General features: G+C 40.4%; 21 protein-coding genes and 1 other RNA gene. 17 read left to right on the forward strand and 5 right to left on the reverse strand.

Going from position 1 to position 25,846, the window contains the following annotated elements; genetic code table 11:
* Positions 1-374: 374 nt before the first annotated feature.
* Positions 375-2,579, forward strand: a complete 2,205-nt coding sequence (locus tag KO525_RS12710) for a S46 family peptidase (protein WP_215964203.1) — start codon at positions 375-377, stop codon at positions 2,577-2,579.
* 645 nt (positions 2,580-3,224) lie between these two features.
* On the opposite strand, the gene rnpB is transcribed toward KO525_RS12710, so the two are convergent.
* Together rnpB and rsmI are read right to left on the reverse strand one after the other, a co-directional pair.
* Positions 3,225-3,625, reverse strand: an RNA gene (gene rnpB, locus KO525_RS12715) — RNase P RNA component class A.
* A gap of 49 nt (positions 3,626-3,674) precedes the next feature.
* Positions 3,675-4,517, reverse strand: a complete 843-nt coding sequence (rsmI, locus tag KO525_RS12720) for a 16S rRNA (cytidine(1402)-2'-O)-methyltransferase (RefSeq protein ID WP_215964204.1) — start codon at positions 4,515-4,517, stop codon at positions 3,675-3,677.
* A gap of 128 nt (positions 4,518-4,645) precedes the next feature.
* On the opposite strand from rsmI, the gene KO525_RS12725 reads away from it, so the two are divergent.
* The 5 genes from KO525_RS12725 to KO525_RS12745 are packed head-to-tail and all read left to right on the forward strand — an operon-like array spanning position 4,646 to position 9,249.
* Entirely contained in the window at positions 4,646-6,529 is a 1,884-nt protein-coding gene (locus KO525_RS12725) for a penicillin-binding protein activator (protein ID WP_215964205.1), read from the forward strand.
* Positions 6,504-6,866 carry a YraN family protein gene (locus KO525_RS12730; RefSeq protein WP_215964206.1) on the forward strand — a complete coding sequence of 121 codons (363 nt, stop codon included), beginning with the start codon at positions 6,504-6,506 and terminating at the stop codon, positions 6,864-6,866. Before KO525_RS12725 ends, KO525_RS12730 begins: the two co-directional genes overlap by 26 nt.
* Complete coding sequence (locus KO525_RS12735; RefSeq protein ID WP_215964207.1) at positions 6,863-7,450, forward strand: SIS domain-containing protein; 588 nt, start codon at positions 6,863-6,865, stop codon at positions 7,448-7,450. Before KO525_RS12730 ends, KO525_RS12735 begins: the two co-directional genes overlap by 4 nt.
* Before the next feature lie 23 nt (positions 7,451-7,473).
* Complete coding sequence (dolP, locus tag KO525_RS12740) at positions 7,474-8,031, forward strand: division/outer membrane stress-associated lipid-binding lipoprotein (protein WP_215964208.1); 558 nt, start codon at positions 7,474-7,476, stop codon at positions 8,029-8,031.
* 54 nt (positions 8,032-8,085) lie between these two features.
* Entirely contained in the window at positions 8,086-9,249 is a 1,164-nt protein-coding gene (locus KO525_RS12745) for a retroviral-like aspartic protease family protein (RefSeq protein ID WP_215964209.1), read from the forward strand.
* A 65-nt stretch (positions 9,250-9,314) separates the two neighbouring features.
* On the opposite strand, the gene KO525_RS12750 is transcribed toward KO525_RS12745, so the two are convergent.
* From KO525_RS12750 to prsT, 3 genes are all read right to left on the reverse strand, one after another.
* A complete protein-coding gene (locus KO525_RS12750; RefSeq protein WP_215964210.1) occupies positions 9,315-10,199 on the reverse strand; it encodes a choice-of-anchor A family protein in 885 nt (294 codons plus the stop codon).
* A gap of 382 nt (positions 10,200-10,581) precedes the next feature.
* The gene (locus KO525_RS12755) at positions 10,582-10,857 is read right to left on the reverse strand and encodes an HU family DNA-binding protein (RefSeq protein ID WP_215964211.1); all 276 of its coding nucleotides are present in this window, start codon (positions 10,855-10,857) and stop codon (positions 10,582-10,584) included.
* A 249-nt stretch (positions 10,858-11,106) separates the two neighbouring features.
* Positions 11,107-13,884: an XrtA/PEP-CTERM system TPR-repeat protein PrsT gene (gene prsT / locus KO525_RS12760; RefSeq protein WP_215964212.1), complete on the reverse strand. Its 2,778-nt coding sequence runs from the start codon at positions 13,882-13,884 to the stop codon at positions 11,107-11,109.
* A gap of 217 nt (positions 13,885-14,101) precedes the next feature.
* Between prsT and KO525_RS12765 the strand changes: the two genes are divergently transcribed.
* The 11 genes from KO525_RS12765 to KO525_RS12815 all read left to right on the forward strand — a co-directional run bounded on the left by KO525_RS12765 (position 14,102) and on the right by KO525_RS12815 (position 25,836).
* Positions 14,102-14,701: an LON peptidase substrate-binding domain-containing protein gene (locus KO525_RS12765; RefSeq protein WP_272182572.1), complete on the forward strand. Its 600-nt coding sequence runs from the start codon at positions 14,102-14,104 to the stop codon at positions 14,699-14,701.
* A gap of 76 nt (positions 14,702-14,777) precedes the next feature.
* Entirely contained in the window at positions 14,778-15,395 is a 618-nt protein-coding gene (locus KO525_RS12770) for a sigma-70 family RNA polymerase sigma factor (protein ID WP_215964213.1), read from the forward strand.
* Positions 15,388-16,077, forward strand: a complete 690-nt coding sequence (locus KO525_RS12775; protein WP_215964214.1) for a ChrR family anti-sigma-E factor — start codon at positions 15,388-15,390, stop codon at positions 16,075-16,077. Before KO525_RS12770 ends, KO525_RS12775 begins: the two co-directional genes overlap by 8 nt.
* 20 nt (positions 16,078-16,097) lie before the next feature.
* Positions 16,098-17,045: a DUF523 and DUF1722 domain-containing protein gene (locus KO525_RS12780; protein ID WP_215964215.1), complete on the forward strand. Its 948-nt coding sequence runs from the start codon at positions 16,098-16,100 to the stop codon at positions 17,043-17,045.
* A gap of 6 nt (positions 17,046-17,051) precedes the next feature.
* A complete protein-coding gene (locus tag KO525_RS12785; RefSeq protein ID WP_215964216.1) occupies positions 17,052-18,428 on the forward strand; it encodes a deoxyribodipyrimidine photo-lyase in 1,377 nt (458 codons plus the stop codon).
* Positions 18,428-18,871 carry a nuclear transport factor 2 family protein gene (locus KO525_RS12790; protein ID WP_215964217.1) on the forward strand — a complete coding sequence of 148 codons (444 nt, stop codon included), beginning with the start codon at positions 18,428-18,430 and terminating at the stop codon, positions 18,869-18,871. Before KO525_RS12785 ends, KO525_RS12790 begins: the two co-directional genes overlap by 1 nt.
* Entirely contained in the window at positions 18,868-19,593 is a 726-nt protein-coding gene (locus tag KO525_RS12795; RefSeq protein ID WP_215964218.1) for an SDR family NAD(P)-dependent oxidoreductase, read from the forward strand. The genes KO525_RS12790 and KO525_RS12795 overlap by 4 nt, the downstream gene beginning before the upstream one ends.
* Positions 19,594-20,850: an NAD(P)/FAD-dependent oxidoreductase gene (locus KO525_RS12800; protein WP_215964219.1), complete on the forward strand. Its 1,257-nt coding sequence runs from the start codon at positions 19,594-19,596 to the stop codon at positions 20,848-20,850.
* Positions 20,847-21,587, forward strand: a complete 741-nt coding sequence (locus tag KO525_RS12805; protein WP_215964220.1) for a DUF1365 domain-containing protein — start codon at positions 20,847-20,849, stop codon at positions 21,585-21,587. The genes KO525_RS12800 and KO525_RS12805 overlap by 4 nt, the downstream gene beginning before the upstream one ends.
* A 7-nt stretch (positions 21,588-21,594) precedes the next feature.
* Complete coding sequence (locus KO525_RS12810; protein WP_215964221.1) at positions 21,595-22,824, forward strand: cyclopropane-fatty-acyl-phospholipid synthase family protein; 1,230 nt, start codon at positions 21,595-21,597, stop codon at positions 22,822-22,824.
* Positions 22,825-23,019: 195 nt separating this feature from the next.
* Positions 23,020-25,836 carry a CotH kinase family protein gene (locus tag KO525_RS12815; RefSeq protein ID WP_215964222.1) on the forward strand — a complete coding sequence of 939 codons (2,817 nt, stop codon included), beginning with the start codon at positions 23,020-23,022 and terminating at the stop codon, positions 25,834-25,836.
* The last annotated feature ends 10 nt before the right edge of the window (positions 25,837-25,846 follow it).

A 25,846-nucleotide genomic window follows, 5' to 3' on the forward strand; every position in this document is an offset into this window, starting at 1 on the left:
AACACATCCCTTGCAACGGCGTCCCTGCCGTTCACTTCGAGATATAAATCTCAACTAAGGGGGATTTAGACGAAGTAATATGCAGTCTGAACTTTAAGTGCAATAACTCAAAATTTCAGAACAAAAAACGTCCTCAGTGCTTTGAAGGAGATCTCAAATATCGCTTCGCGATTTTGAGATGACGGGTAGCATGCAGAGGAATCTCATTATTCGTTTTAATCGAATCATAATTTCCAAACAGAAAACCGGCTCCCCAATTTGGCCTGGAAACTCTTAGTTACAACTTTCCTGAATCAAATCAAGCAATAGCGTTCAGATTTCTGTTCAACTATGACATAGTGCCAGCGTTAAATAACCATAGGAATATAACAACAATGGCAAAATGGAAATCAAGCAAGGCAACTAGGCTATTGCTTTGTAAACTCGCAGTATTGGGGCTTTCAGTTTCAGCTTCAAGTTTCGCAAAAGAAGGGATGTTTACCCCTGAACAATTACCACTAATAAAAAATGATTTAGTCGCCACAGGCTTAGAATTACCACCTGAATCATTATCTTCATTAACTGAGTTTCCTATGGGCGCAATTGTTTCTTTAGGCGGCTGTTCTGCCTCATTTGTGTCCCCTAAAGGCTTAGTCGTCACTAATCATCATTGTGCTCGTGGCTCAGTGCAATTTAATAGTACCGCTGAAAACAACTTCCTAGAGAATGGCTTTGTTGCTAAGTCGTATGCAGAAGAATTACCCGCAGCTCCGGGTTCTCGTATCTACGTTACCGTTGATTTTAAAGATGTTACCGCTGATGTGGTTGGTTCACTCAACCCTAAGTTAACCGGTCGTGACCGCTATGAGGCGATCACTAAGAACAAAAAAGCGATTATCGCTGAATGTGAAAAAGACGAAGGTCATCGTTGTTCGGTTCCATCTTTCCACCAGGGTTTAGAATATAAACTAATTAAGCAACTTGAGATTAAAGATGTCCGTATTGCCTATTCTCCGGCAGATGCGATTGGCAAATATGGCGGTGATATTGACAATTGGATGTGGCCGCGTCATACCGGCGATTTCGCCTTTTATCGCGCTTATGTGGGTAAAGATGGTAAACCAGCCGATTTCTCTAAAGACAACGTGCCATACCAGCCAGCTCATACCCTGAAAGTCTCTGCCGCAGGATTAGAAGAAGGTGATTTTGCCATGGCAGCGGGCTACCCAGGTTCGACTCAACGTTATCAGCGTTTAGTTAGAGTTGAACACGTATTTAGTTGGTCTTACCCGACATGGATCACTCTAATTGAAGACTGGATTGCTATGATTGAAAAAACAGCACCAGAAGGCAGTGATGCGCGTGTTAAATACGAGTCGCTATTGTCAGGTCTTAACAATTTCATGAAAAACACAAAGGGCCAAATCAAAGGCGCAAAACGTGTTGGTTTAGTCGAGCGCCGAGCAGAACGAGAAGCAGAGTTGTTAGCTTGGATTGGCAACGTGCCGGAGCGTCAACAATACAAAAAAGCCATCGTCGAATTGGACAAATTAGAAACTGAAATTAGTGACCATGGCAAAGCACAATTTTTATATGGTAATGCCAGCCGTTCACAATTGTTAGGCACAGCTAAACGTTTATATCGACTCGCTATTGAAAAACAAAAACCTGATGCTGAACGTGAACAAGGCTACCAAGAACGTGACATGGATCAGTTCAAGCAAGGTTTACAACGTATAGACCGTCGATTTGATGCGACAGTAGAACAGGCTCTTTGGTTAATGTTTATTGAAAAATACGCCAAACAAGACCCATCACAACGCGTTGCGGAGTTCGACAAAGTTATTGGTTTAAAAGGGTCTAAATTCAATAAAAATGACAAACAAAGAATTGCGAAAAAACTGGCTTCTTTCTACAAAAAAACAGTGTTGAGCGATGTTGAAAAACGCATAGCCCTAATGAACGCAACTCAAAAGGAGCTTGAAGCAAGTAATGACCCATTCATCAAGTTGGCTATCGCAACTTATGCGCATGGTTTGAAAGTTGAAAACGAAGAAAAAGAACACGCCGGAAAACGCGCAAACTTGCGTCCTCAATATATGAAGGCCATCATTGATTGGCAAGCTTCTATGGGCAAACTAGCGTACCCTGATGCAAATTCAACGCTACGTGTTACCTATGGCAAAGTATTAGGTGGTTCACCTAAAGATGGTTTGATTTACGAACCGTTCACGCGCTTAGAAGGTATTGTTGAAAAAGATACTGGAGAAGAACCATTTAATTCACCTAAGAAGCAACTAGAGCTTATCAACGACAAACAATACGGTGATTACGCTCTAAAAAGTCTAGGCACAGTGCCAGTAAACTTCTTAACTGATTTAGACTCAACTGGCGGTAACTCAGGTTCTGCAACCTTGAACTCAAAAGGTGAGTTAATTGGCTTGTTGTTTGATGGCACATTTGAAAGTGTAAACTCTGACTGGGATTTTGATCCGAGAACAACTCGCACGATTCACGTTGATTCGCGCTATATGTTATGGGTAATGGAATACGTCGACGACGCGAAACACTTAGTTGATGAAATGAGTATTGCTAAATAAGCATAGCTTAGTTTGATCAGTGTAATTAATATTTGTTAATTGCAAACCAGCTAAATTGAATAAAACCGAGAATGGGTAAAACCATCTCGGTTTTTTTATTTGCCAATTGCGCTATTTAGCCGTGCTCTTATGTCGCGAGTAAACAATCATTTGTTCTTTGAAATAAATTTCTGATTTCTGATTTCTTATCAAAAAGAATGAGGTGCGAGATGGCCGATAAGCCGTGCTCTTATGTCGCGGAGTGAACAATCATTTGTGCTAAAAAAAAGGGGCGAGATGGCCGATAAGCCGTGCTTTTATGTCGCGGAGTGAACAATCATTTGTTCCTCATCTTTACTTTTATTTTGGGGAATGAGGTGCGAGATGGCCGATTAGCCGTGCTTTTATGTCGGCGGAGTGGACAATCATTTGTTCTTCATCTTTACTTTTATTTTGGGGAATGAGGTGCGAGATGGCCGATAAGCCGTGCTTTTATGTCGCGGAGTGAACAATCATTTGTTCTTCATCTTTACTTTTATTTTGGGGAATGAGGTGCGAGATGGCCGATAAGCCGTGCTCTAATGTCGCGGAGTGGACAATGATTGTCTTCGGCTAAATTTATTTTAATTTTAATTTTAATTTTAATTTTAATTTTAATTTTAAAAAGGTGCGAGATGGCCGATAAGCCGGGTTCTGTCGTGAACAATCATTCGTCTAGGCCTTAGATTGCTCTAAGGCTCAAGCTTTCTACCCGGTTCCAACGCGGGCCGCGCATTAACTTCTAAGAGTAGTGGAACCCTATTTGAAATTGCTCCGAGTGGAGTTTACCGTGCCACGAACTATTACTAGCCGCGCGGTGCGCTCTTACCGCACCCTTTCACCCTTACCTGTTCTGCCTAAGCAGTCATCGGCGGTTTGCTCTCTGTTGCACTGGTCGTAGGCTCGCGCCCCCCAGACGTTATCTGGCACTCTGCCCTATGGAGCCCGGACTTTCCTCCCCTTCATCCGTCTACCAAAACCCGAAGGTTGAGATACAACGATAAAGCGGCGATTGTCTAGCCATCTCGCGGCGCGGATTATAGGGGATCTGGATGGATAATGCGAGAAATTACGCGTTTATTCTTTGTCCTGCCAACTCAATGCCAGTTTATACAGGTCATTCTTTTTAAGGCCATGTAATTCCGCCGTAATACCAGCCGCCTTTTTAAGCGGCAGATCCTGCATAAGTCGACGCAGCAGAGCATCTGCTTCTGCCGACAGTCCTTGTTCTTCCTTATTTGGCGATATCATCACCACCATCTCACCTTGCAAACGGTCAGTGTCTTCATTGAGCCACTCAATGATTGACTGACATGACCCTTTACTAAAGGCTTCATAGTGTTTGGTTAATTCTTTAGCCAACACCACTTCGCGCTCGTCACCCAAGGTTGCTTGAATTGTAGCGAGTGTATCGAGAATACGACGCGGGCTTTCATAAAACACTGAAGTATAAATGGCTTGTTTATGAGCTTCGATTTCTGTGATCTTCGCTTGTTGCTTAACAGGTAAAAAACCACAAAACATAAATTTATCAGTCGGCAATCCCGCGGCGGATAAAGCGGTGATAACGGCACTCGGCCCTGGAATTGGCACGACAGCAACACCTTGTTCACGGGCAACATTGACTAAGTTGTAACCAGGGTCAGAAATAAGAGGCGTTCCGGCATCACTGATCAAAGCGATGTTTTGCCCTTCTTTAATTTTGTTCACTAACAACTGCGACTTTTGCTTTTCATTATGATCATGTAGCGGAAACATTTTTGTTTTCACCCCAAAGTGGGATAACAACTTGCCACTGTGTCGCGTATCTTCCGCTGCAATCAAGTCCACTTCATTTAAAGTGTCTAATGCGCGTTGCGTAATGTCGCTAAGATTACCGATTGGCGTTGCGACGATAAATAAAGTGCCGGTTTCTGTCATTTTCTGTACTTTATGATCATTGTTAATGAGACTTGTGGCTTGTATGATACCCCTTCATACAAGTTTCTAATACCTTTGATTTTGGTCGATATAGGATAAAAGCTTGTTTCATCTTGGTTGGGATAAAAATGACAGTTAGCACCGCAATGAAATTCATCACTTTTGTATTTTTAGTCGTCTTATTTTTAAACGGCTGTGGCTCCTCGCCTACGTCCGAAGCCAAGCGAGAAACTTTGCAAGAAGCTACAGTAGATAGTGACATTAGCACTCAGGATAAGCGCAGTAGCCAAGACTTTATACAAAAGGCCGATGCGTCCACTGGCAATGATGAACAGATGCGTGCAATGTACATTACAGCCTTAAAATATGCGATTGCAGAGCAACGAAGTGAAGAATATTTACTTGCAATAATTGAGCGGATCGACAGCACAAAATACAACTCAGTAGCCTTAGACATTACATTGGCAAATGGCTTATTGTTTGCAGCCCGTTATGACGAAACGCTAAATCAAGACGCAGAAGTTGTCATGAACCGCTTAAATCAAGGCAACGTACACCGTAAACATCAAGTCGCATTGTGGATCTTAAAAGCACAGTTGGAGTCGAATCAAAAACAACACATTCAAGTGGTTAAAACCGTTTTCCGTATTGAAGACCTGCACCAAAATCAATTAACTGAACAAGACAACATCCTACTGAATGACCTACTATGGCGTCATTTACTGCATGTATCCGGTGAAACTTTAACGCAATTTCAAAATGATTTTGGGCAATCCTCTGGTGGTTGGATAAGCCTTGCTAAAATTATTAAACAATATTTGTCCGACGCATACGAACTTCCCAGACAATTAGCAATTTGGCAACGTATGTTTCCACAACATGCCACTTCTAACTATTTGCCAACTGATATCAAAACGTTGTTAACCATTTCACCATTTACGCCAAATCATATTGCTTTATTACTGCCGCTTTCAGGAAAGTTACAGCGCCAAGCTGAAAGTATTCGAAATGGATTTATCGCCGCAATGGATTTAAATGCAAATACCGCTTTGACGATTATTGATACGGATAAGTATGAATTGGCAGAAATTGAGCAAAAAATCTTAACTGCTAATGTCGACTTCATTGTTGGCCCTTTGGTAAAAGAAGATGTCGAAACAATTATGCATAGTGAGTTGCTTGCGCACATTCCGAGCTTACATCTAAATGCACCTGACTTTACGCCGCTGTTACCGCAAAGAACCAATGCCTATTATTTTGCCCTAGCCCCGGAAGACGAAATTGAGCAAGCAATAGAGTTCTTTTTAGCGAACAAAATTAAACACCCAACACTTATCTATGCCGACAACTCTTTAGGCCGTCGATTGGCTTTGCACTTTAATCAATTGTGGCTGCAAGCCACTGAGCGCGAAGCAGAGTCGATAGCATTTAAAAACAAATCTAAGTTGGGTGAAGCCGTCGAAGAATTACTCGACGTAAATTTAAGTAAAAAGCGAATTGCAGAAATGAAACGTTTATTTGGTACGGCTTTAGAAACAGCCTCTAGGTCTCGCACCGATATTGATGCCGTTTACATAATTGCCAATTCTCAACAAACACGGCTAATAAAACCGTTTTTTGATGTTAATGTCAGTGTATTTGGCGAAAAACTGCCTATTTTTGGCTCAAGCAGAAGTTACCTTGTAGATGAAAGTAAATCGCAAAAACGTGATTTAAACGACCTAACATTTACCGAAATGCCTTGGTTAATTAGAAACAAAGCGCGCTCATTGCACAATCTTTATGCCAAAGTAGGCGAACAACAAACACAACTCAAAAAGCTATTTGCGTTTGGCTTTGACGCGCAACGTCTCATCTTTGCCCTTAAACAACTCGAAACGCTAACAGACCAATCGTTTGATGGGTTAACAGGTCAACTTGCTATTACCAAAAACAACCGTATAAAACGGGATCTGGAGTGGTCTCGTTATCAACAAGGAAGAATAATTGCAGTGGCTAAAACGGACCAATAAGCGAAAGATTGGTGATGAAAAAGAGCATCGCGCAAAAGCCTATTTAGAGGCTCATGGATTAACCATTGTCACTCTAAATTATGCTTGTCGATTTGGTGAAATCGACATTATTTGTTTTGACCCTGTAAACGAAACCTTAGTCATGGTTGAAGTTCGGTATCGAAATACCGACAAATATGGTGGCGCCGCAGGTTCAGTCACAAAAAGCAAACAAGCAAAAATTAAAAAAGCCGCGCTTTTTTACCTCGCAACACGTAAACTAGATACCCGAGTCAGATTTGATGTCATCGCAATTGAACAACAACAGCTAAATTGGATCCAAAGTGCATTTTCATGAACGACAATAAAATCAAGCAGTTATACACTTCAAATATACAAAACTTTATTGCATCCGGTGAGCAAAATGCCGATAACTTAGCGTTATCTGCGGCCTTAGTTTCACAAACCTTGCTGTCGGGTAACAAGGTCTTAACCTGCGGCGATTCCGCAAGTAAAATGATCGCGCAACACTTTGCCGGTATTTTGGTTAACTATTTTGAAATTGAACGTCCTTGTTTACCCGCAATCGCACTAAATGACACCGTTCAGCATTGTGCAATTTCTTATAACGAACACGCCGATTTATTAGAAATTTACGCGCGCCAAATTAGAGCCATAGGCAACGAACAAGACATCTTGGTTATATTTTCTTTAAATAATCGGGAACCAATGATCAAATCTGCAATCGAAGCTGCATTAACCCGAGATATTAAAGTAGTTGCGTTTACATCGGATGACGGTGGTGAGATCGCCGGTTTGTTAGGAGAGAACGACATCGAAATCCGCCTTCCAACCAATAAACCAAGTCGAACCCTTGAAATACAACTGTTTACAATCCATGTATTAAGCGAGTTGATAGATGAAGTTATCTTCTCTATGTAATTGAATTTAGGTTATTGCACATTATGAAAAAAATTGTTTTTGTCATCCTTTCGACATTATTTTTACAGGCCTGTGTTGAAACCGCCATTGTGGCTGGTGCGATAACAGCCGTTAGCGCAGTGAACGATCCTAGAACGGTTGGCAAGCAAATTGACGACAGCACGATTGAAGTCAAAGCAATGTACAACATGGCGCAGGATGAAGGCCTAAGAAAACATACTAATATCAATGTGATTTCATATGATGGCATTGTTTTGGCTGTGGGTCAGTCACCAAACAAATTTCTAATAGATAAAGCCATTGCGATTCTCAACGAACTCGATGGTGTTAAGAAGGTCCATAACCAAATAAAACTTGGCACACCTGCGGATCTCTCTGCAAAAGCTAAAGATGCGTGGATCACTACGAAAGTAAAATCTGAGTTGCTTACCGACGAGCAGTTAGAAGGTCATAAAATCAAAGTGATCACTGAAAACAAAGAAGTCTTTCTAATGGGCTTAGTTAAACCAGAAGAGGCTACTAGAGCCGCACAAATTGCCGCCGAGATTTACGGCGTAGAACGCGTAGTTAAAGTTTTTTAGCCAGTGCAATTATGTCGCAGTAACGTGATAAGCAAATAAGATAATAGGATTAATATGTACAAGCAGATTTGTGTATTGTTAGTTGTACTATTATCGATTTCAGTTGGTGTGAATTTCTATCTATTTAAAACACTACACTCACCGAATACAAACGACGAACAACCATCACCTTTAACGCCAAATAACACAACGGCGACTAATATAGCCATAGAGCCCAAACTCACTGAGCAAGATAACAGTGACCTTGATGCTGCAATTAGAGCATTTTCTGAACATGATTTTGCACTCGCCATTGAAAAATATGACGACCTGATTAAATTAGAAGAACAGTCAGCACTTCAATTGAGACATAAATGGCGATTGAAAATAAAGTACTGGCTAGATAATAATGAACTAATACTCGCCAAGCAATTTCTACAGACAATATTGCATTACCAGCCTTTTGCCACAGATTTCTTAGAATTAGAAGCTTACCGACAGGAACTCAATGGCAACTTCATCGAAGCAATAGATCTGTATTATTTGATTTTGAGCGATACATTCGATCCCGCAGAACAAATCCGACTAACGGTTTTATTACATGCGACCATTCAGCAGTATCAAACATTGTTATCTAACGAACAACAATGGCAGGAAATAATCACCCTACTAGAACGGGCCATTTACGAAGAACCAGAACACCTTTCTTTTCAGCTCAGTCTTGCTCAAACCTTAGTAAAACTAGGCCAATATGAACGAGCCAAAGTGTTGCTTGATGACATTATTGAGCAGCAAGAATACGAAATTTCGGCTAACGAACTGCTGGAACAAATTGAAAAATTGGAAATTGGTCAGCAGGCAATTCCCCTACAACAGGCGGGCAGTCATTATTTAGTTACCGGCCAGTTTGGGCCGCAAAGCTCAGTCGCATTAATGATCGATACGGGAGCGAGTATGTCGGTCTTAACCCAACAACATTTTGATAACTTAGTGAATTGGCAATATCCGACTTACGTCCGAACCTCGGAATTTAATACCGCAGGTGGTCTGGTCGACGCACCAATATATCGGTTCGATAGATTCAGTATTGGTGGGTTTACCGTCAATGACATAGAGTTTGCAGTGATAAACATGCCAGAATTTTCGAGAGGCTCAGGTTTATTAGGAATGAACTTTTTACAACATTTTGTATTTCAAATTGACCAGCAAGACAATCAACTTATCCTGCAACATCGTTAATACCGAACGCAGTACGCAACAGAATAATAATACTGCTACGTACTTAATGCCTTTGCAAACTTAGCCTACTCTTCTATTTTAATTTTAGTTGTTTTTGAGAAACCGCTAAAACGCCAGAATATTGCCATTAGTACTAATACAAGCAATATAAAAGAACTCGGCTCTGCAACATCGGTAATCGAACTATCCGCTGGAGACAAAGGATCGTAATTAAATTGACTAGCAGACTCTGTACGCCAGCTGTTAGCGATTAGCTGCCCCCATTGCGTTACTGAGCCAGTACCAATTACATTTGCCTGTGGCGCTAATATAGAGGCATATACGGTGCCATCCATTTTTATGTATGTAGCATCAACAAAGTTATATAGAACATCAACATCTGAACGCCCATCTAAACTCGAATCACTATAATTAAGATGAACACCATTAATGTATTGTCCGCCCCAGCTAATATCAGCGTCAGAGCCAGTAATATTAAGTACAACCTGACCACTGAAAATACCACTTATCGCTATTTCAGTGACATTAAGTAAATCGGCAGCATCAAATGAAAAATAGTGAATGTCGTTGTTGCCAGTGCCGGCCGCTGCGGTTAATTCCAACTTACTAGACCAGGGTTTATTTACCGTACCAGTAGCAGAGTTCTCTGTTAGGGCTGTAGACAAATCAATTAGATGCTCAAATGCATCACCAAATTGCGCAGCCGTTGTTAGCAGCGCAGGTGGCGTTGGGATATTAAGTTCATCTAACATCTGACCAAAATAATTTTGTTGGCCACTCGTATTCGTGATTTCGCCGCCAATTGCGCTATGTCCCTGAACATCACCAGTTGAGTACTCATACGTCTCTTTAATAAAAACGGTGTACTCTTCAGCGGCACCCAGGTCAATCATCCCAGCACTTGCAATGTGGGAAAATAATAAACCTATAACAATCACTAAAACTTTCATTTGACGACCATCTTCCTATTTAAAGTTAACACTGATACCAATTTTCATGGTGGATAATAATGTAACTAAATAATAAATGACAGCGCTGTCTAAATAAATAGGGATTATCCCTACAGCGGGAGAGATAGGACTCAGTAGTAATTCAAATTTGTGGAAATTGGTTTTTGGTCGAGTAACTAATTACATCAGAAAGTATGCGTTATTGCAGTTCGATGTATGCGTGTTTGAGTGCATCGAATTCGATAGAAGTGTAAATAAGATTTAGTTAACTATATTTAGGGGGTTGTAAGGTATCGCGAATGAGAAAGAAGGGTGGAGGAAGTTAAAAATAAATTATCGCGGCCCAAGATTCGGTCCGCGACAATTACCAATAAACGCTAAATTATGCGTTTACAGCGTCTTTGATCGCTTTACCGGCTTTGAAAGCAGGAACTTTAGCAGCAGCGATTTGAATAGTTTCGCCAGTTTGAGGGTTACGACCGCTACGAGCTGCACGCTCATTTACTTTAAAAGTACCGAAACCAACTAGAGATACATCACCGCCGTCAGCAAGTTCACCAGTTACTGTAGAAATAAAGCTATTTAGCGCACGTTCCGCATCAGCTTTAGTCATATCTGCACTTTGTGCCATTTTTTCGATCAATTCACTTTTGTTCATTATTTTATCCTATTGTTAAGACTTTCAGTATCCTAGGGACTTAAAAAATAAAATTCAACACTTTCATCCCCTAATTAACGAAAATGTCACAGCATCGCTAAATAAACAACAAAAACTTGTTATAAAACGACCAATTCACCATTATTTGGGGCCTGCCGAGGAAAATTAACCTACTTTTAAAAGTTTTGCTAGTAGCAAAGTCAAAAGTCTTGAAAATTGTCACAAACCTATCCCAGTCAACAACGAATGTTAAATATTGTATTGAGTCATTAAACTTTGCAACCTTTGTTTTTCTTTATTCGAACTCAATTCGTATCTTTTAATTTGACGATTCGCCAACGTCTTTTTGTCATTTAGCAACAAAATTTCGATGTAATTAACAAAAATAGTTTCGTCTATGTTGTTCTTCATCGCTTCCATTGCATTGGCAAGTAACTCCTCCGCTCGATCGAACTCTTTTTTCTTAACAGCGACCGACGCCAAAGTGTCCATTACACTGGCATTAGTAGGTTGGATCTCTAACGCTTTAGTTGCGTATTCTTCTGCGAGCTTCAAGTCACCTTGCTGCAGTACCAAGTAGGCTAGGTTATTTAAGGCAACAAAGTTGCTGTCGTTTAATGCTACCGCCTTTTTATAGGTAGGAATCGCGCTCGATTGCGAAACAGATAATTGTAAACCTGCCAGTATCATTAAATTAATCTGATCCTTAGGTACCGCTTCAACATGAGCCGTTAAAAAATCGATTGCAGCAGACTTGTCGGTGGTATTCATAATCGCTTTCATCATTAGCGTTGCGTTTTCGGAGGTTGGTCGTGCTTTGTACGCAATTTCTAAGTTCGTTTTGGCATCTTTATACTTTTTGTCCACAAACTGTAGCTGGCCTAATAGCCCTTTGGTATAAGGTCTTTGAAGCTCGCTTTTAGGTAATAAGTCATAAGCAGCTGCGGCTTCGTCATAATCTTCGTTTGTTATTAACAACTGAATATGAAAAAGGTCAATTTTGATGTCTTCACCACCCAGCTCATTTTTAAAACGAGTTGTTAATTCAAGTGCTTTTTTGTGATCACCTCGCATTTGAAGAACTCGTGCCATTCCAAAGATCGCAACTGAATTATTTGGTTCCTTTTCAAACCACTTACGATATATTTCCACGGCCTTTTCAAAGTTATCATTTTTCACATAAGCGTTAGCAAGCGACTGCCAATAATCCGCTGGGGTATCCGTTTTTATCGACTCAAATAATGCGATAGCTTTGTCATTTTCGCCTTCAAGCAAATACATTTTGCCCAACACATTGATGATTTGAGGCGCATTATTATTTTTAATCCGTAAACTCTCTAAATGCGAAATCATTTTAATTGGCTGTTTAAGAACTTTAGCTAACACATAGCGTTTTAAAACAGCAGGGATAAAGTTAGGAAATTTAGCAATCATCTTGTCAACTTCAACCAACACAGCAAACTGCTCATCCTGGCTCGTTGTAGGCATGAGATTAATGACAGCCAATTGTGGTGACGGTTCCGTTGGTCTTATTTTTTGAGCTTGAAGATAACTTGCGGTAGCTTGTTCTTTCTCATTTTTACTTACTGCAATCGCCGCCATTAACATATGTCCATCAAACTTCATGGCGTCTTGCTGCAACCATTCCTGTGCAATTTTGCTTGCTTCCTCAAATTTCCCAGACCGTAAATAACTATTTGATAATACCTGTTGAACAATGACTTTTTGATTCTCATCATTCGTTAAATTAGGCAGTGAATTTTCTAAATCTAGAATCCCCGACACATCATTTAGCGACAATTTCACCAGACCAAATTGAGTTAAGGTTTCCCCTTCCAATTTATTCTCTTCGTTACGCATAATAAGCTGGCTAGCTTTCTTTTTTTCACCCGATTGACTCAAAGCTCCAGCAATTGACGACAATAAAATTGCATCACGTTCGTCCAATTCAACAAAGCGTTTAACCGTATCGTTGGCCTCAAGTGCATAGCCTAATTCTAACTGTGACTTAGCTAATAACCTTAACGCTTGGTGATTTTCCGGTAAGGCACTTGCGATAAGATTTAAGTGTTGATAAACCTCTTCAAACTTTCTAAGTTCAAATGCAGCTGCACCGGCAACAAGTCGTGTTGGTATGTCTTCAGGAGAAGACATAATGGATATGTTGGCAAAATGTAATGCTTGTTCAAAATCTTTTTGATGGAATCGAACAAGTGCTTTTATTTGGTTAAGGTAAGGCTGATTTGCATTGATAGTCAGTAATTCATCAACTACTTCTTCTGCTTTTTCATACTTTTTGTAATCAACATAAAGTTGCGCAAGTAAAAAGTGATATTCGTATTCAAGCGGAGCAACGTCACGATATTTAGCGAGGAACTCGATACCAGCTTCAGCATCACCTTGTTTTAACGATTCTAATGCGGTTAATAATAGGGCTTCTGGATGTTCTGGTGATTTGTCTAAGACGGCTTTTAATTGAATTAACGCAGCATCATCTTGTTTTTTTAACTTATATTCCAAATAAGAAGTCAGTGATTTATATTCAGAGTTCGTTTTAATCTGCTTGATTTCATTAATGATACTTTGGGCTTTTTCTTCTTGTTGCCCTTGGATATAAGCTTTTGCTTGATAGTATCTAATTTTAACTAAGTCACTTTTTTTAATGCCTTTAGATTTTAGGTCAAGCTTTAACAGTTGTGAGTCTGCCCCCATTTTACGGTAGGCCTCTGCAACCAATGGCACGACTTCATCTGCGGAATAACTTAATTCAAGAGCTCGTTCGAGTTCTTTCTGTGCAAAAGCCCAATCACCACGTTCGAGATACAGCTTACCCAATAAAAATCGCGCTTCTGCATTTTGCGGTTCAATTCGCAAAACGTTCTTTAGCTGAATCATAGCGGTTTCGGTACTACCCTCAGAAAGTGCAGTTTGCGCTTCCTGCATATATTCTGTCGCCGATTTTTCGCCACATCCTTGGATTGCTAATACCGAACAAAAAACCATTGCAATTGTTCTTTTTCTAAACATGTTATGACTTCCTTTAATTTAGACAAGTAACTAAAATATCAGGCATTGCCACAGCTTGGAACTGTTTAGACGAAAAACTATTATCAATTGTTAAATAAACTTAAATATTTTGTTTTTAATCAAATTTAAATTTTACTTCTATACTTGATCCCAACACCTATCGTTTACGTAATAAAAGAATGTTTTAGTTTTACGTATTCTGGAGATCAACATTAATATTCTACGCTGCGCCGTATTCCCACTTTCGGTTTATCTTTTACCCGGTGGCATTACTAAGTTGAAAATATTTGAACAACGTTACATACGCATGGTTAAAGAATCGATGCAAAGTGGATTTGTTCTCAGTCTGTATAAACCAGATTTAGTCCACGAAAGCTCGCCATGGGGTGTACATGTCAGCATCGTTGACTTTGAGATGTTACCGGATGGCTTACTTGGCATTGTAATTAAAGCAAACAACTTAGTAGAACTGACCAACATGGAACTCGAACATGATGGTTTGCGGTGCGCAACAATCAGTGTTTTGGAGCATTGGCCCGAACGAGATGAGGATCAATATAGTCAACGCCTCGCGGCGCAATTACAACAACTTATGACGCAAAATAAACAATATGGCTCGCTTTACCAAAATGCGTTATTTGACGCAGCGCCACAATGGCACAATCCCGTTTGGGTGAATCAACGTTGGCTCGAAATTTTACCAATTTCTTATCAACACCGTGCCAAGTTTATTCAATCATCAACTTTTGACGTCGCTCAAAACTTTATACAAACCATGGTCTTAGGGTTACAAAATTCGCCTACCATAAAAATATGAGCTATTGTGATCCAAATCATTTTAACCGCCGTACAACTGACTAATCGAAAATCGTTGAGTAACTATTGTGAACACAATGAACCGACATCAAGAACAGTCAGCTTTAATCGGCCAGAACAGGGCGATTATGGATAAAGACGACACATCGCAATTACAAGGCTGGATGCTGGCAGTTGCCGACAAACGTTGTAAGCAAAGTTTTGCTAACCTATTTTATTGGTTCAGTGGCAAGGTGCAACGCATGGCCAGTCGCCAAGTGCATAATGACGCCTTAGCGGCGGAAATAATGCAAGAGGCTATGACTCAAATCTGGCGAAAAGCCCATTTGTATCATGCTGACAAAGGTGCAGTGACAACTTGGGTTTATACTATTGCGAGAAATTTGTGCTTTGACCACTTACGGAAAAAGCAAACTCAATGTGAACAAAATATCTCTGACGATTTATGGCCTATTCACGAAGAGGTCGTGGTCGAAAGTGATGTATTTACTGATCATTTGTTCGATAAAAAACTCCTTCAAAAATTAGAAAGTTTGCCTGAGAAACAAAAGCAAATTGTACAAGGTGTCTTTTTTCAAGAGTTTTCACAAGAGCAACTTGCCCGGCATTTGGACATTCCGCTTGGCACAGTTAAATCGAGACTTCGACTCGCCCTTTCACGTTTAAAACAAGAGTTTGGAGAACAAAATGATTAATCATCACCCTTCACTCGATATTTTACAGTCTTATGTCAAAGCGGAATTACCCGCATCTATTACTGTTGCGGTTTCATTGCACGTTGATATGTGTGCCACTTGTAAAGCGATTGTAGACGCAAAAACAGCTGAGGTCGCAGATGTAGAATTAGCGACTCAAGACAATGTCACCGATGGTGAATTTGAAACCCAAATGCCATCTGGAACAGAACCTGAACTTGATTTAGAAAATATGCTCAATGCAATTACTCAGGATGACTCACTTGCACGTATGGAACCTACTGCTCAGAAATTTTTTGAAGCCGGTAATAAAACACTACCAATACCAAGAGCATTATCAAACATCAATTTTGGTGATTGGTTAAACCTTGGCAAGCTTAGTCGCAGCAGAATGGAGATACCAGACGGGAATCTACGCAGCAGCATGTTGTACATAGGGGCCGGTGGTGAAGTACCACACCATACCCATAATGGTTTTGAAATAACGTTAATTTTAGACGGCAGCTTTACCGACGAAATGGGAAGTTACGGCGTCGGAGATTTTATGTGGCTCAATGGCGAGCATAAGCATCAACCTGAAACAGTCGAAGGCTGTTTATGTTACACAGTTGTCAGTGATTCATTGCACTTTAGTCATGGCGTGAGCCGACTGCTGAATCCCATTGGCAGATTAATCTATTAAGCTCAGTTAGGAGAGAATTGATGTCGACAGACAAAATTAAAATTGGCATAAGCGCATGTTTAACTGGACAGGAAGTTCGGTTCGACAAAAGCCATAAACGTTCTACATTTTGCATGGACGCACTATCTGAGTTTGTAGAATATCAGGCATTTTGCCCAGAAGTCGCCGTTGGATTACCGGTACCTCGCCCAACCATTAGGCAGATCCGCCACGAAGACATGATCAAAGTCAGTCGACCAGATGGCACTATGGATGTAACGGATGCGTTAACTGAGTATGGAAAAAAAGTTGCCGAACAAACCGACCATCTTTCAGGCTTTATCTTTTGCGCCAAAAGCCCGAGTTGCGGTATGGAACGGGTAAAAGTTTATTCAGCAGACGGTAAAGGTTCAGACTCATCTGGTATTGGTATGTTTGCAAAACAAATCATGCTCAATAATCCTAATTTACCGTGTGAAGAAAACGGTCGCCTTAATGACGCGGCATTACGTGAAAACTTTGTCATGCGCGTCTTTGTATATCGTCAATGGCAGGAACTCAAGGCGGCAAAAGTAACTAAACACGCCCTAACCGAATTTCATGCAAAGCATAAATATCTGCTCATGACTCATCACATAGCGACCTATAAAAAGTTGGGGAACAAATTGGGCACTAGCACCTTGCCGCTTGAAGAACTAGCAGAGCAGTACATCGCAGACTTAATGGCCGCATTAAGTAAAAATGCAACGCGTAAAGGACACTGTAATACATTGATGCACCTATTGGGTTACTTCAAAAAGTTCTTAACAGCGAGTCAAAAGCAAGAAATGCTAGAAAACATAGATGGTTACAGTAAAGGACTTGTTCCTTTGTTTGCGCCATTAACTTTGTTTAGCCACTATTTAAAAGAATACCCTAACGACTATCTATCGAAGCAAAGTTATTTTTCACCTTACCCTTTGCAATTACGTCTGCGATACGGGTACTAAACACCGATGAATAATCATTCAATTATTTGGTTCCGCAATGACTTACGTGTAGATGATAATCCCGCCCTCCAAAACGCATTAAGCGCCAATACTAAATTGGCGCTGTTTTTTAATTGCGAACCACAGTGGCGAAAACACCAGATGGCGGAAGTTAAAATTAACTTTATTCATCGCCACGTTCAGTTATTAAAAGCACAGTTAGCGCAGTTAGGTATCGAACTCCTTGTTATCGATACCACCGATTTTAATGAACAACACACTAGCCTTGCGAAATTGTGTGAACAACACGATATCACCACGGTATACGCGAACTCTGAGTTAGAACTCAATGAGCAAGTTCGCGACAACAAGATAATCAAAAGTGGCATTAACTTACACCTTACTGAAGCCGATACGATAGTTCCCAAAGGGACCATCAAAAATAAACAAGGTGAGATGTATCGAGTTTTTTCAGCTTACCGGCGCATTTGGTTAGAACAAGTTCAAATGACTGGGTTTTCTCACTTTCCCCTTGAGAATCATCTCACTCAAGTTAACGACGCTTCCGACCAAAATCAGCTCTCAAGCAAATGGCCACTTGCAAACGAAGTTGAACAAACGGTTTTACCCACGTTCTTTCAAACTAAATTAGCAAATTACAAGGTGGACAGAGACATCCCTGGTGTAAAAGGGACATCTGGACTATCGCCTTATTTAGCCATCGGTGCGATAAGTGCCCGTAGCGTTTTAAAACGATTAATGTATAAACACCCAGACATTTTGTACTCACCCGACAGTGCCGAATTTAGTTGGTTAAATGAGTTGATTTGGCGAGATTTTTATCGCCATCTACTGTTCCATTTTCCAGACTTAATTAAGGGCCGGAGTTTTAATGCCAAATACGATCAGCTTCAGTGGCCACCTACCGAAACCTATTTCCAATTATGGCGAGATGCTAAAACAGGCTTCCCTATAATCGACGCTGCGATGCGACAACTGCAACAAACCGGTTGGATGCACAATCGTCTAAGAATGATTGTAGCGAGTTTTCTTACCAAAAACTTACTCGTAAATTGGAGATTAGGTGAAGCTTATTTTATGCAGCAATTAATCGATGGCGACTTTGCGGCAAATAACGGTGGTTGGCAATGGTCTGCCGGCACTGGTTGTGACGCTCAACCGTATTTTCGAGTTTTTAATCCGCAGTCTCAAAGTAAAAAGTTTGATCCGTCTGGCAAGTTCATACGTACATATCTACCAGAGTTAAGAGATGTGCCAGACAAATACATCCATGCCCCTTTTGAATATCTTATCCAACAGGGTCAAGCGGATAATTACTGGCCTGAAATTGTCGACTTAAAATCGAGTCGCGTAAACGCAATAGAATTTTATGGTATGAAATAATGTCTAAGCAGCCAGATAAACCGCTATGGTTAAGCCAATTCATCGAAGTTTATTCACAACTTTCGGTTGAAAACGTCCATCATATAATTGATGTCTACCACGAAGATATTAAATTTAGTGACCCTGCACATCAACTTTCGGGTATGTCGCAACTGCTTAAATATTTTGATCAACTTTATAGCAATGTTACGGAATGCACTTTCGTTATAGACGAAGTGTTTTTTCAAGATAAAAACGCCGCTGTATATTGGACAATGACCTATCGTCACAGACGTCTTAACAGCCACAAGCCAATAACCGTAACTGGTCACAGTAAGCTTGTTGGCGAAAAAGACAGAGTCACTCACCACAAAGACTATCTCGATTTAGGCCAAATGGTGTATGAACATGTGCCTTTAATTGGCCTCGTCATAAAAAAACTCAAAAATAAGTTATCGTCATGAGTGAGGCTAAATTTGCTCTGGTAACCGGAGCTACTTCTGGCATAGGTGCAGAAATTGCCAAAAACCTCGCAAACTCTTATCAAGTGTATGGTTGCGGCCGGAATGTAGATAGACTAAATACTCTGACTAAATCGAGTAAAAATATCTACCCGCTGCAGTTTGACGTCACCAACAAGCCAGAGATCGAAGAGGCCTCAAAGGCAATTTTTGATTTAGATTTAATTGTCCTAAACGCAGGCGACTGCGAATACATCGACGACACCATCAACTTTGATGACAAATTGTTTGAACGGATCATTAAAACCAATTTAATTTCCATTGGATATTGTCTCAACCTTTGGCTCCCCAGATTGAAACCTGGCGGTCACATTGTTTTTATCGGCTCGAGTGTCACCTATTTTCCCTTCGCCAAAGCAGAAGCCTACGGCGCTTCAAAGGCGGGTATCAATTATTTAGCCAATTCAATGAGACAATCTCTAGCGCCAAAAGGTTATACCGTTACATTGGTCGAACCCGGTTTTGTCAAAACCCCTTTGACCGATAAAAACACTTTTGACATGCCATTTTTAATGACCGCCAAGGAAGCCAGTGACGCCATTGTTAAAGGAATTTCGAAAAAGAAAAATCGAATACGCTTTCCACTTATGCTTATTTTGACCCTCAAATTTCTTTCCCTTTTGCCTGTTAAGTGGCAGACATTGTTAACTGTAAAGGACGTTTAAATGAAAAACATCGCAGTAATCGGTACTGGCGTATCTGGCTTAGTTAGTGCTCACCTTTTATCTAAACGTCACAATGTCACTGTCTTCGAAAAAAATGACTACATTGGCGGGCATACTGCTACCGTTGAAGTGAATTTAGACGGCAAATCCTATGATATTGACACTGGGTTTATCGTATTTAATGACCGTACTTACCCAAACTTTCAAAAACTACTTGGTCAAATAAGCATAGACGAACAAGAAACTGAGATGAGTTTTAGTGTATTAAATACCCTTACAGGTTTGGAATATAATGGGCACAATTTAAATTCCCTATTTGCCCAGCGCAAAAATATTTTTAGCCTGACCTTTTGGCGTTTGCTACGTTCGATTGTACGTTTTAACAAAACATGCAAATCCTTATATACGGAAGGGGCAATTGACCCAAACCTAACACTTGGACAGTTTTTAAAAGATCAGAGGTTTAATGATTTTTTTGCTCAACATTACATTTTGCCAATGGGCGCAGCGATTTGGTCCACCAGCCTAACTCAAATGCGGGACTTCCCGTTGCAGTTTTTTATTCAGTTTTTCTACAATCACGGCTTACTTAATATTAGTGATCGGCCCCAGTGGTATGTCATTCCGGGTGGCTCAAAAAATTATATTCCTAATTTAATAAAACCCTTTGCCGACAACATCATTTTAAACTCAGACATCGCCAAAGTTATTCAAGATGAGACAGGCCCGATCATCGAGTTTTCAAACGGTGACCAACAACAATTTGATGAAGTCATTTTAGCCTGTCACTCAGATCAAGCACTTGCCCTATTAGATAATCCAACGGCGCAGCAACAAGATATATTAGGTGATATCGAATATTCACAAAATGAAGTCATACTACATACTGATACCAATTTATTACCCAAACACAAACTCGCTTGGGCCAGCTGGAATTATCAACTCGACGACAATCGAGATCAACCCGCTGCGGTGACCTACAATATGAATATTTTAATGGGATTGAAAAACACACCACACACGTTTTGTGTCACCTTAAATCAATCTCAAAACATTCAACCTGACAAAGTATTAAAGAAATTTATTTACCATCACCCCATCTTTAACAACAAAAGTTTTAAAGCACAAAAACGCCGAGAAGAAATATGTGGAACCAATAACATTCACTTTGCGGGTGCTTATTGGTACAACGGATTTCATGAAGACGGCGTTAAAAGTGCACTTGATGTAACCGCAAGGTTTGGTCTCTACCTATGAGCAAACAGCTCAACAGCGGCTTATATGTTGGACAAATAAGACACCGCCGTTTTAGCCCTAAACAACATGAATTCAGTTATGGCCTGTTCATGGTTGCCATTGATGTTGATGAAATCCCACAATTAACGCAACAGTCTCGATTATTTGGCACAAACTGGTGGTCACCACTAAGATTTAAGCAATCGGATTACATGAAAAATAAAAGTGATCCAACTGATTTAAAAAAACGTATTAAAGACAAAGCGCTGGAATTAGGCGAAAGCCGAGAAATTGACAAAATAATACTTGTTGCTCAATGTCGTTGTTTTGGTTTGTATTTCAGCCCAGTAAATTTTTATTTTTGCTATAGCCAAAATAAGTGCGTGGTGATGATAGCTGAGGTTTCTAATACACCTTGGAATCAGACTCACTATTATTTAGTTAACTTAGACGTGGTTGGTGGGAGTACCAATAAAAAGGACTTCCATGTGTCACCATTTATGCCAATAGACATGACTTATCACTGGCGGGTGAGCCCTCCAAAAAGCAAGTTACTTGTGCATATTGAAAACCACAAAACTGACAAAGTATTCGACGCAACATTGACCCTTAAAAAGACAGTGTTAAACCGCCGAAATCTGTTAAAAGTGCTGTTTAAGCATCCCTTAATGACATTCAAAATCGTATTAGGGATTTATTGGCAAGCGGCTAAATTATTTGCGAAACGTATACCGTTTATCGCAAACCCAAAACCTTGAGGAAACTATGGAAAACATTAGAATCCAGTCGGATAATGAAATAAAACATTCGTGGTTTGAGAAGCGTTGTCGCCAGCTTGTTTTTAAGCAGTTTGAAAAACTGACAGACGCCGGTCTAACGATAAAAGAAGGCTCTAACGAACAGTATTTTGGCGATTTAAACTCCGAACTGCAAAGCCAGATCATTATCCACGACAGTAGCACATTTGTTGACATGGTTAAGGGCGGTAGTATCGGCGCCGCTGAAGCCTATTTAGATGGCAAGTGGTCAAGCAATAATCTAGTCACCTTAATCCGCGTATTTGCTCGATTCCAAGCAATATTGGATAAACTTGAGAACAGTAAGTCTGTATTGTCGAAAATCGCAGATTGGCTCATGCATCGCAGTAATCGAAACTCAATGTTCCAAGCCAAAAAAAATATCATGGCCCATTATGATCTTGGTAACGATTTATACGAGCAATTTTTAGATGACAATATGGTGTATTCGTCGGCTATATTCAGCGACCCAGACCAATCTTTGGAACAAGCGCAAATAAACAAGTTTGAACTCATTTGCCAAAGGCTCGACCTAAAGCCTGGCGAATCCCTACTTGAAATCGGTACAGGTTGGGGAGGCCTAGCGATATACGCCGCTCAACACTATGGCGTTCATGTCACAACAACAACCATTTCTGAGCAGCAATTTGATTACGCCAATAACCGAGTTAACGAGCTTGGCCTTAGTAGCAAGATCACTTTACTGAAAGAAGATTATCGCTTACTTACTGGAACGTATGACAAGGTCGTTTCAATTGAAATGATTGAAGCTGTGGGCAAAGAGTATTTTGCAACGTATTTCAAAAAGCTTAATTCTTTATTGAAACCAGACGGGAAGTTACTGCTTCAAGCCATTACCATTGCCGATCAGCGATTTGAATATTACGCAAACAATGTTGATTTTATTCAAAAATACATATTCCCTGGTGGTTGTTTGCCTTCTGTTACTGTGATGAACCAGCACCTTACAAAATATACCGAAATGGTGCCTATTACTCTGGCTGATATTGGTATCGATTACGCAAAAACGCTAAACCATTGGCGAGAACGTTTCCAAAGCAATTGGTCACATATAAATGAACTTGGTTACGACGAGAAGTTTAAACGCCTTTGGGATTATTACCTGTGTTATTGCGAGGGCGCTTTTTTAGAGCGTCGAGTAAGCACTGTCCATCTCGTCGCACAAAAATCCGTTTAGTCGAAAATAATGACGGCTATTGGTTCAACTTAAATTATCCGATAGCCCCATTCTCCATGTTGTTCCTAACAAATAACTGCATTTAAAGGTATTTTTCATAACGTATAGGGCAAAAACTTATACTGACAAATAGAAAAAATTGCTTTAGTCTAAATTTTACGCATTGGCATGAAATAACAGACTAATAATAATAAAATGAACATTCAAATTAGCGTGATCTTAACTTGCTTGCTCCTGTCTGCTTGCAGCGGTGGCAGCGATGGCGAAAGTAAAAAACAGGTTGATACCACACCAGACATTACAGACGGTGAAATTTCTCAAATTGTTATCAACGAAGCCGCTTCCCAAAACTCTTTATACGACGATGCAGACGGCGATTCCCCTGATTGGATCGAGTTATATAATGGCTCAGATGAAACGGTATCACTCGCTAATTGGTCACTTACAGACGATGTTGACGAGCCATCAAAATGGTCATTTCCAGCAATGGCTATTTCTCCCAAAAGCTATCTATTGGTTTGGGCGTCTGACAAAGATCGCCAATTTTCTGGGCAATACCGAACATTTGTAACCACTGAACACGATGTTACCTACCTCACGCCAAAATCGGCTGTTGCAAGTGATTGGCCAGAACTTAACTTTGACACTGCAGGTTGGTCACCGGGAAAATCAGGTCTTGGTTATGGCGATAATGACGACACAACTATAGTAGAAGCTGGAGTGCGCTCGATATTCGCTCGCTTTACCTTTAACCTCGATAACACCACAGCAATTGAACAATTATTTTTAGACATAGATTATGACGACGCATTTGTTGCGTACTTAAACGGCAAAGAAATCGCTCGTAATAATATTGGCGGATTGTTGCCAAGCTACAATACCCCCGCAACCGCTTCACATGAAGCTGTTATCTACTCTGGCGGTTCCCCTGAAAGATTTGATGTAAGCGCATTCATTGATGAACTGATAATCGGCGACAATGTGTTAGCAATTCAAGTCCATAACCACGGAGAATCGTCGAGTGATTTGTCAATGCGTCCGTATTTAACGGGTCATATCAACAACGGCGAATTGCCTTTTACAAGTGGTGTAACGCCACCTGCGCTATTAAAGCTGACAGATAATGAACTGCATAGTAATTTTAAACTATCAAGTACCGACCCTGAAACCTTGTATTTAATTGACGACACTGGGGAGTTAGTTCATTCACTATTAGTGGGTCGGCACTCACTTAATGGCTCAGTAGGAATAAATGACGAGGGTGAGTCAGTTTATTTTAAAGAGGCTACACCGGAACAAGAAAATTCGAGCACCTCGTTTTTAGGGGCCGTAATCAATGAACCAATTTATTCACATCAAGGCGGACTTGTTGATGACCTCAGTTTAATTATTAGTGGCGCTGAGACTGGGCAAGAAATTCGATATACGACGGATCACAGCGTGCCGACAGAAACCTCGCCACTCTATACCGGGCCAATAAATATCGACGCCGACACGGTAGTTCGAGCAGCTATATTTGCACCCAATGCAATCCCTTCACCCACTTCGACACGCGTATTTTTACCTAATAAAGATCATGTTTTACCTATAATTTCCTTGGTCACTGAAGATAAAAATTTATGGGATCACCATAACGGAATGTATGTTTCAGGTCCCAATGCCAATAGTATCTTGCCATTTTTCAATTCAAATTTTTGGCAAGACTGGGAAAAACCTATGCATTTTTCCATGTACGGTCGTGATAACAATTTATTGGTTGAAATTGATTTAGGAGCCAAAATATTTGGAGGCTGGAGTCGCGCGAACGAACAACGTTCATTTTCACTCTTTGCTCGCGGGCGTTATGGTGAAAAAGAAATTGAAGGTACGTTTTTTGATGATCTACCCTACGATAAATTTCAAAGTTTAGTCCTTCGAAATTCGGGCCAGGATTGGCTAAAAACCATGTTTAAGGACATTGCGACAACTCGGCTAATGGTAGGCTCAGGTATCGATGTTCAAGCCGCTCAACCCAGCCTTGTTTATCTAAACGGAGCTTTCTGGGGACTATACAACTTACGGGAAAAAGTGAACGAACACTTTTTGGCGAGCAAACATGACCTAAACCCCGACCAAATCGATATTGTTGAAGCCAACGGCGTACTGGTTCATGGCGACAATAGAGACTTTAAAAACTTAATGGCATTTGTGGCTTCGAATAACTTAAACAATGACGACAATTACGCATATGTAGACAGTAAAATTGATATCGACAATTTTATGCGTTATCAAATTGCACAAATTTATTTCGACAACCACGATTGGCCTGGAAATAATATTAAAATGTGGCGTCCCAAAAACGGCAAGTGGCATTGGATTTTATATGACACAGATTTTTCGTTTAATAACTTCCCCAGTTGGCATGAGCAAAACTCATTTGATTCGTTAAGTTTTGCCACTACCGAATATGGTCCTGATTGGCCAAATCCACCTTGGTCCACATTACTACTGCGTTCGCTATTGACCAATGAAAGCTTTAAACATCGTTTTATTAATCAATTTTCAGATGACTTAAATAGTCGATTTGAACCCAACGCGGTTTCTCAACATATCGCCAATTTAGCTGCCCATATTGAGTCTGAAATTCCGGCGCAATTTCAACGTTGGACAGGCAGTAGTAGCACGCAACCGTGGCACAGCGAGGTTGCAATAATGCAAGAATTTGCCATGCTTCGCCCGGGATATATGCGCACACATATAAAAAACTATTTTGCACTAAATCAAGACTATGCACTCACCATAGACAATAATTTGCCGAACAAGGCCATGATTCAATTGAATTCAATCGAGTTAAATGCCCCTTCATGGCAAGGTCGATATTTCTCTTCCATACCTATTCAATTTGAAGCTAAGCCACAAGATAGCGTAGTCTTTTCTCATTGGTTAGTTAACGGACAAAAAATGGAAGGCGCTAAAGTGCAGATTACCCTTAGTTCAAATACGAGTGTAGAAGCCGTATTTGTAGAGCCATAAGCCTGTGGGA

The sequence above is a fragment of the Psychrosphaera sp. B3R10 genome (assembly GCF_018861025.1).
In the GTDB taxonomy this organism is placed as follows: Bacteria; Pseudomonadota; Gammaproteobacteria; order Enterobacterales; family Alteromonadaceae; genus Psychrosphaera; species Psychrosphaera algicola.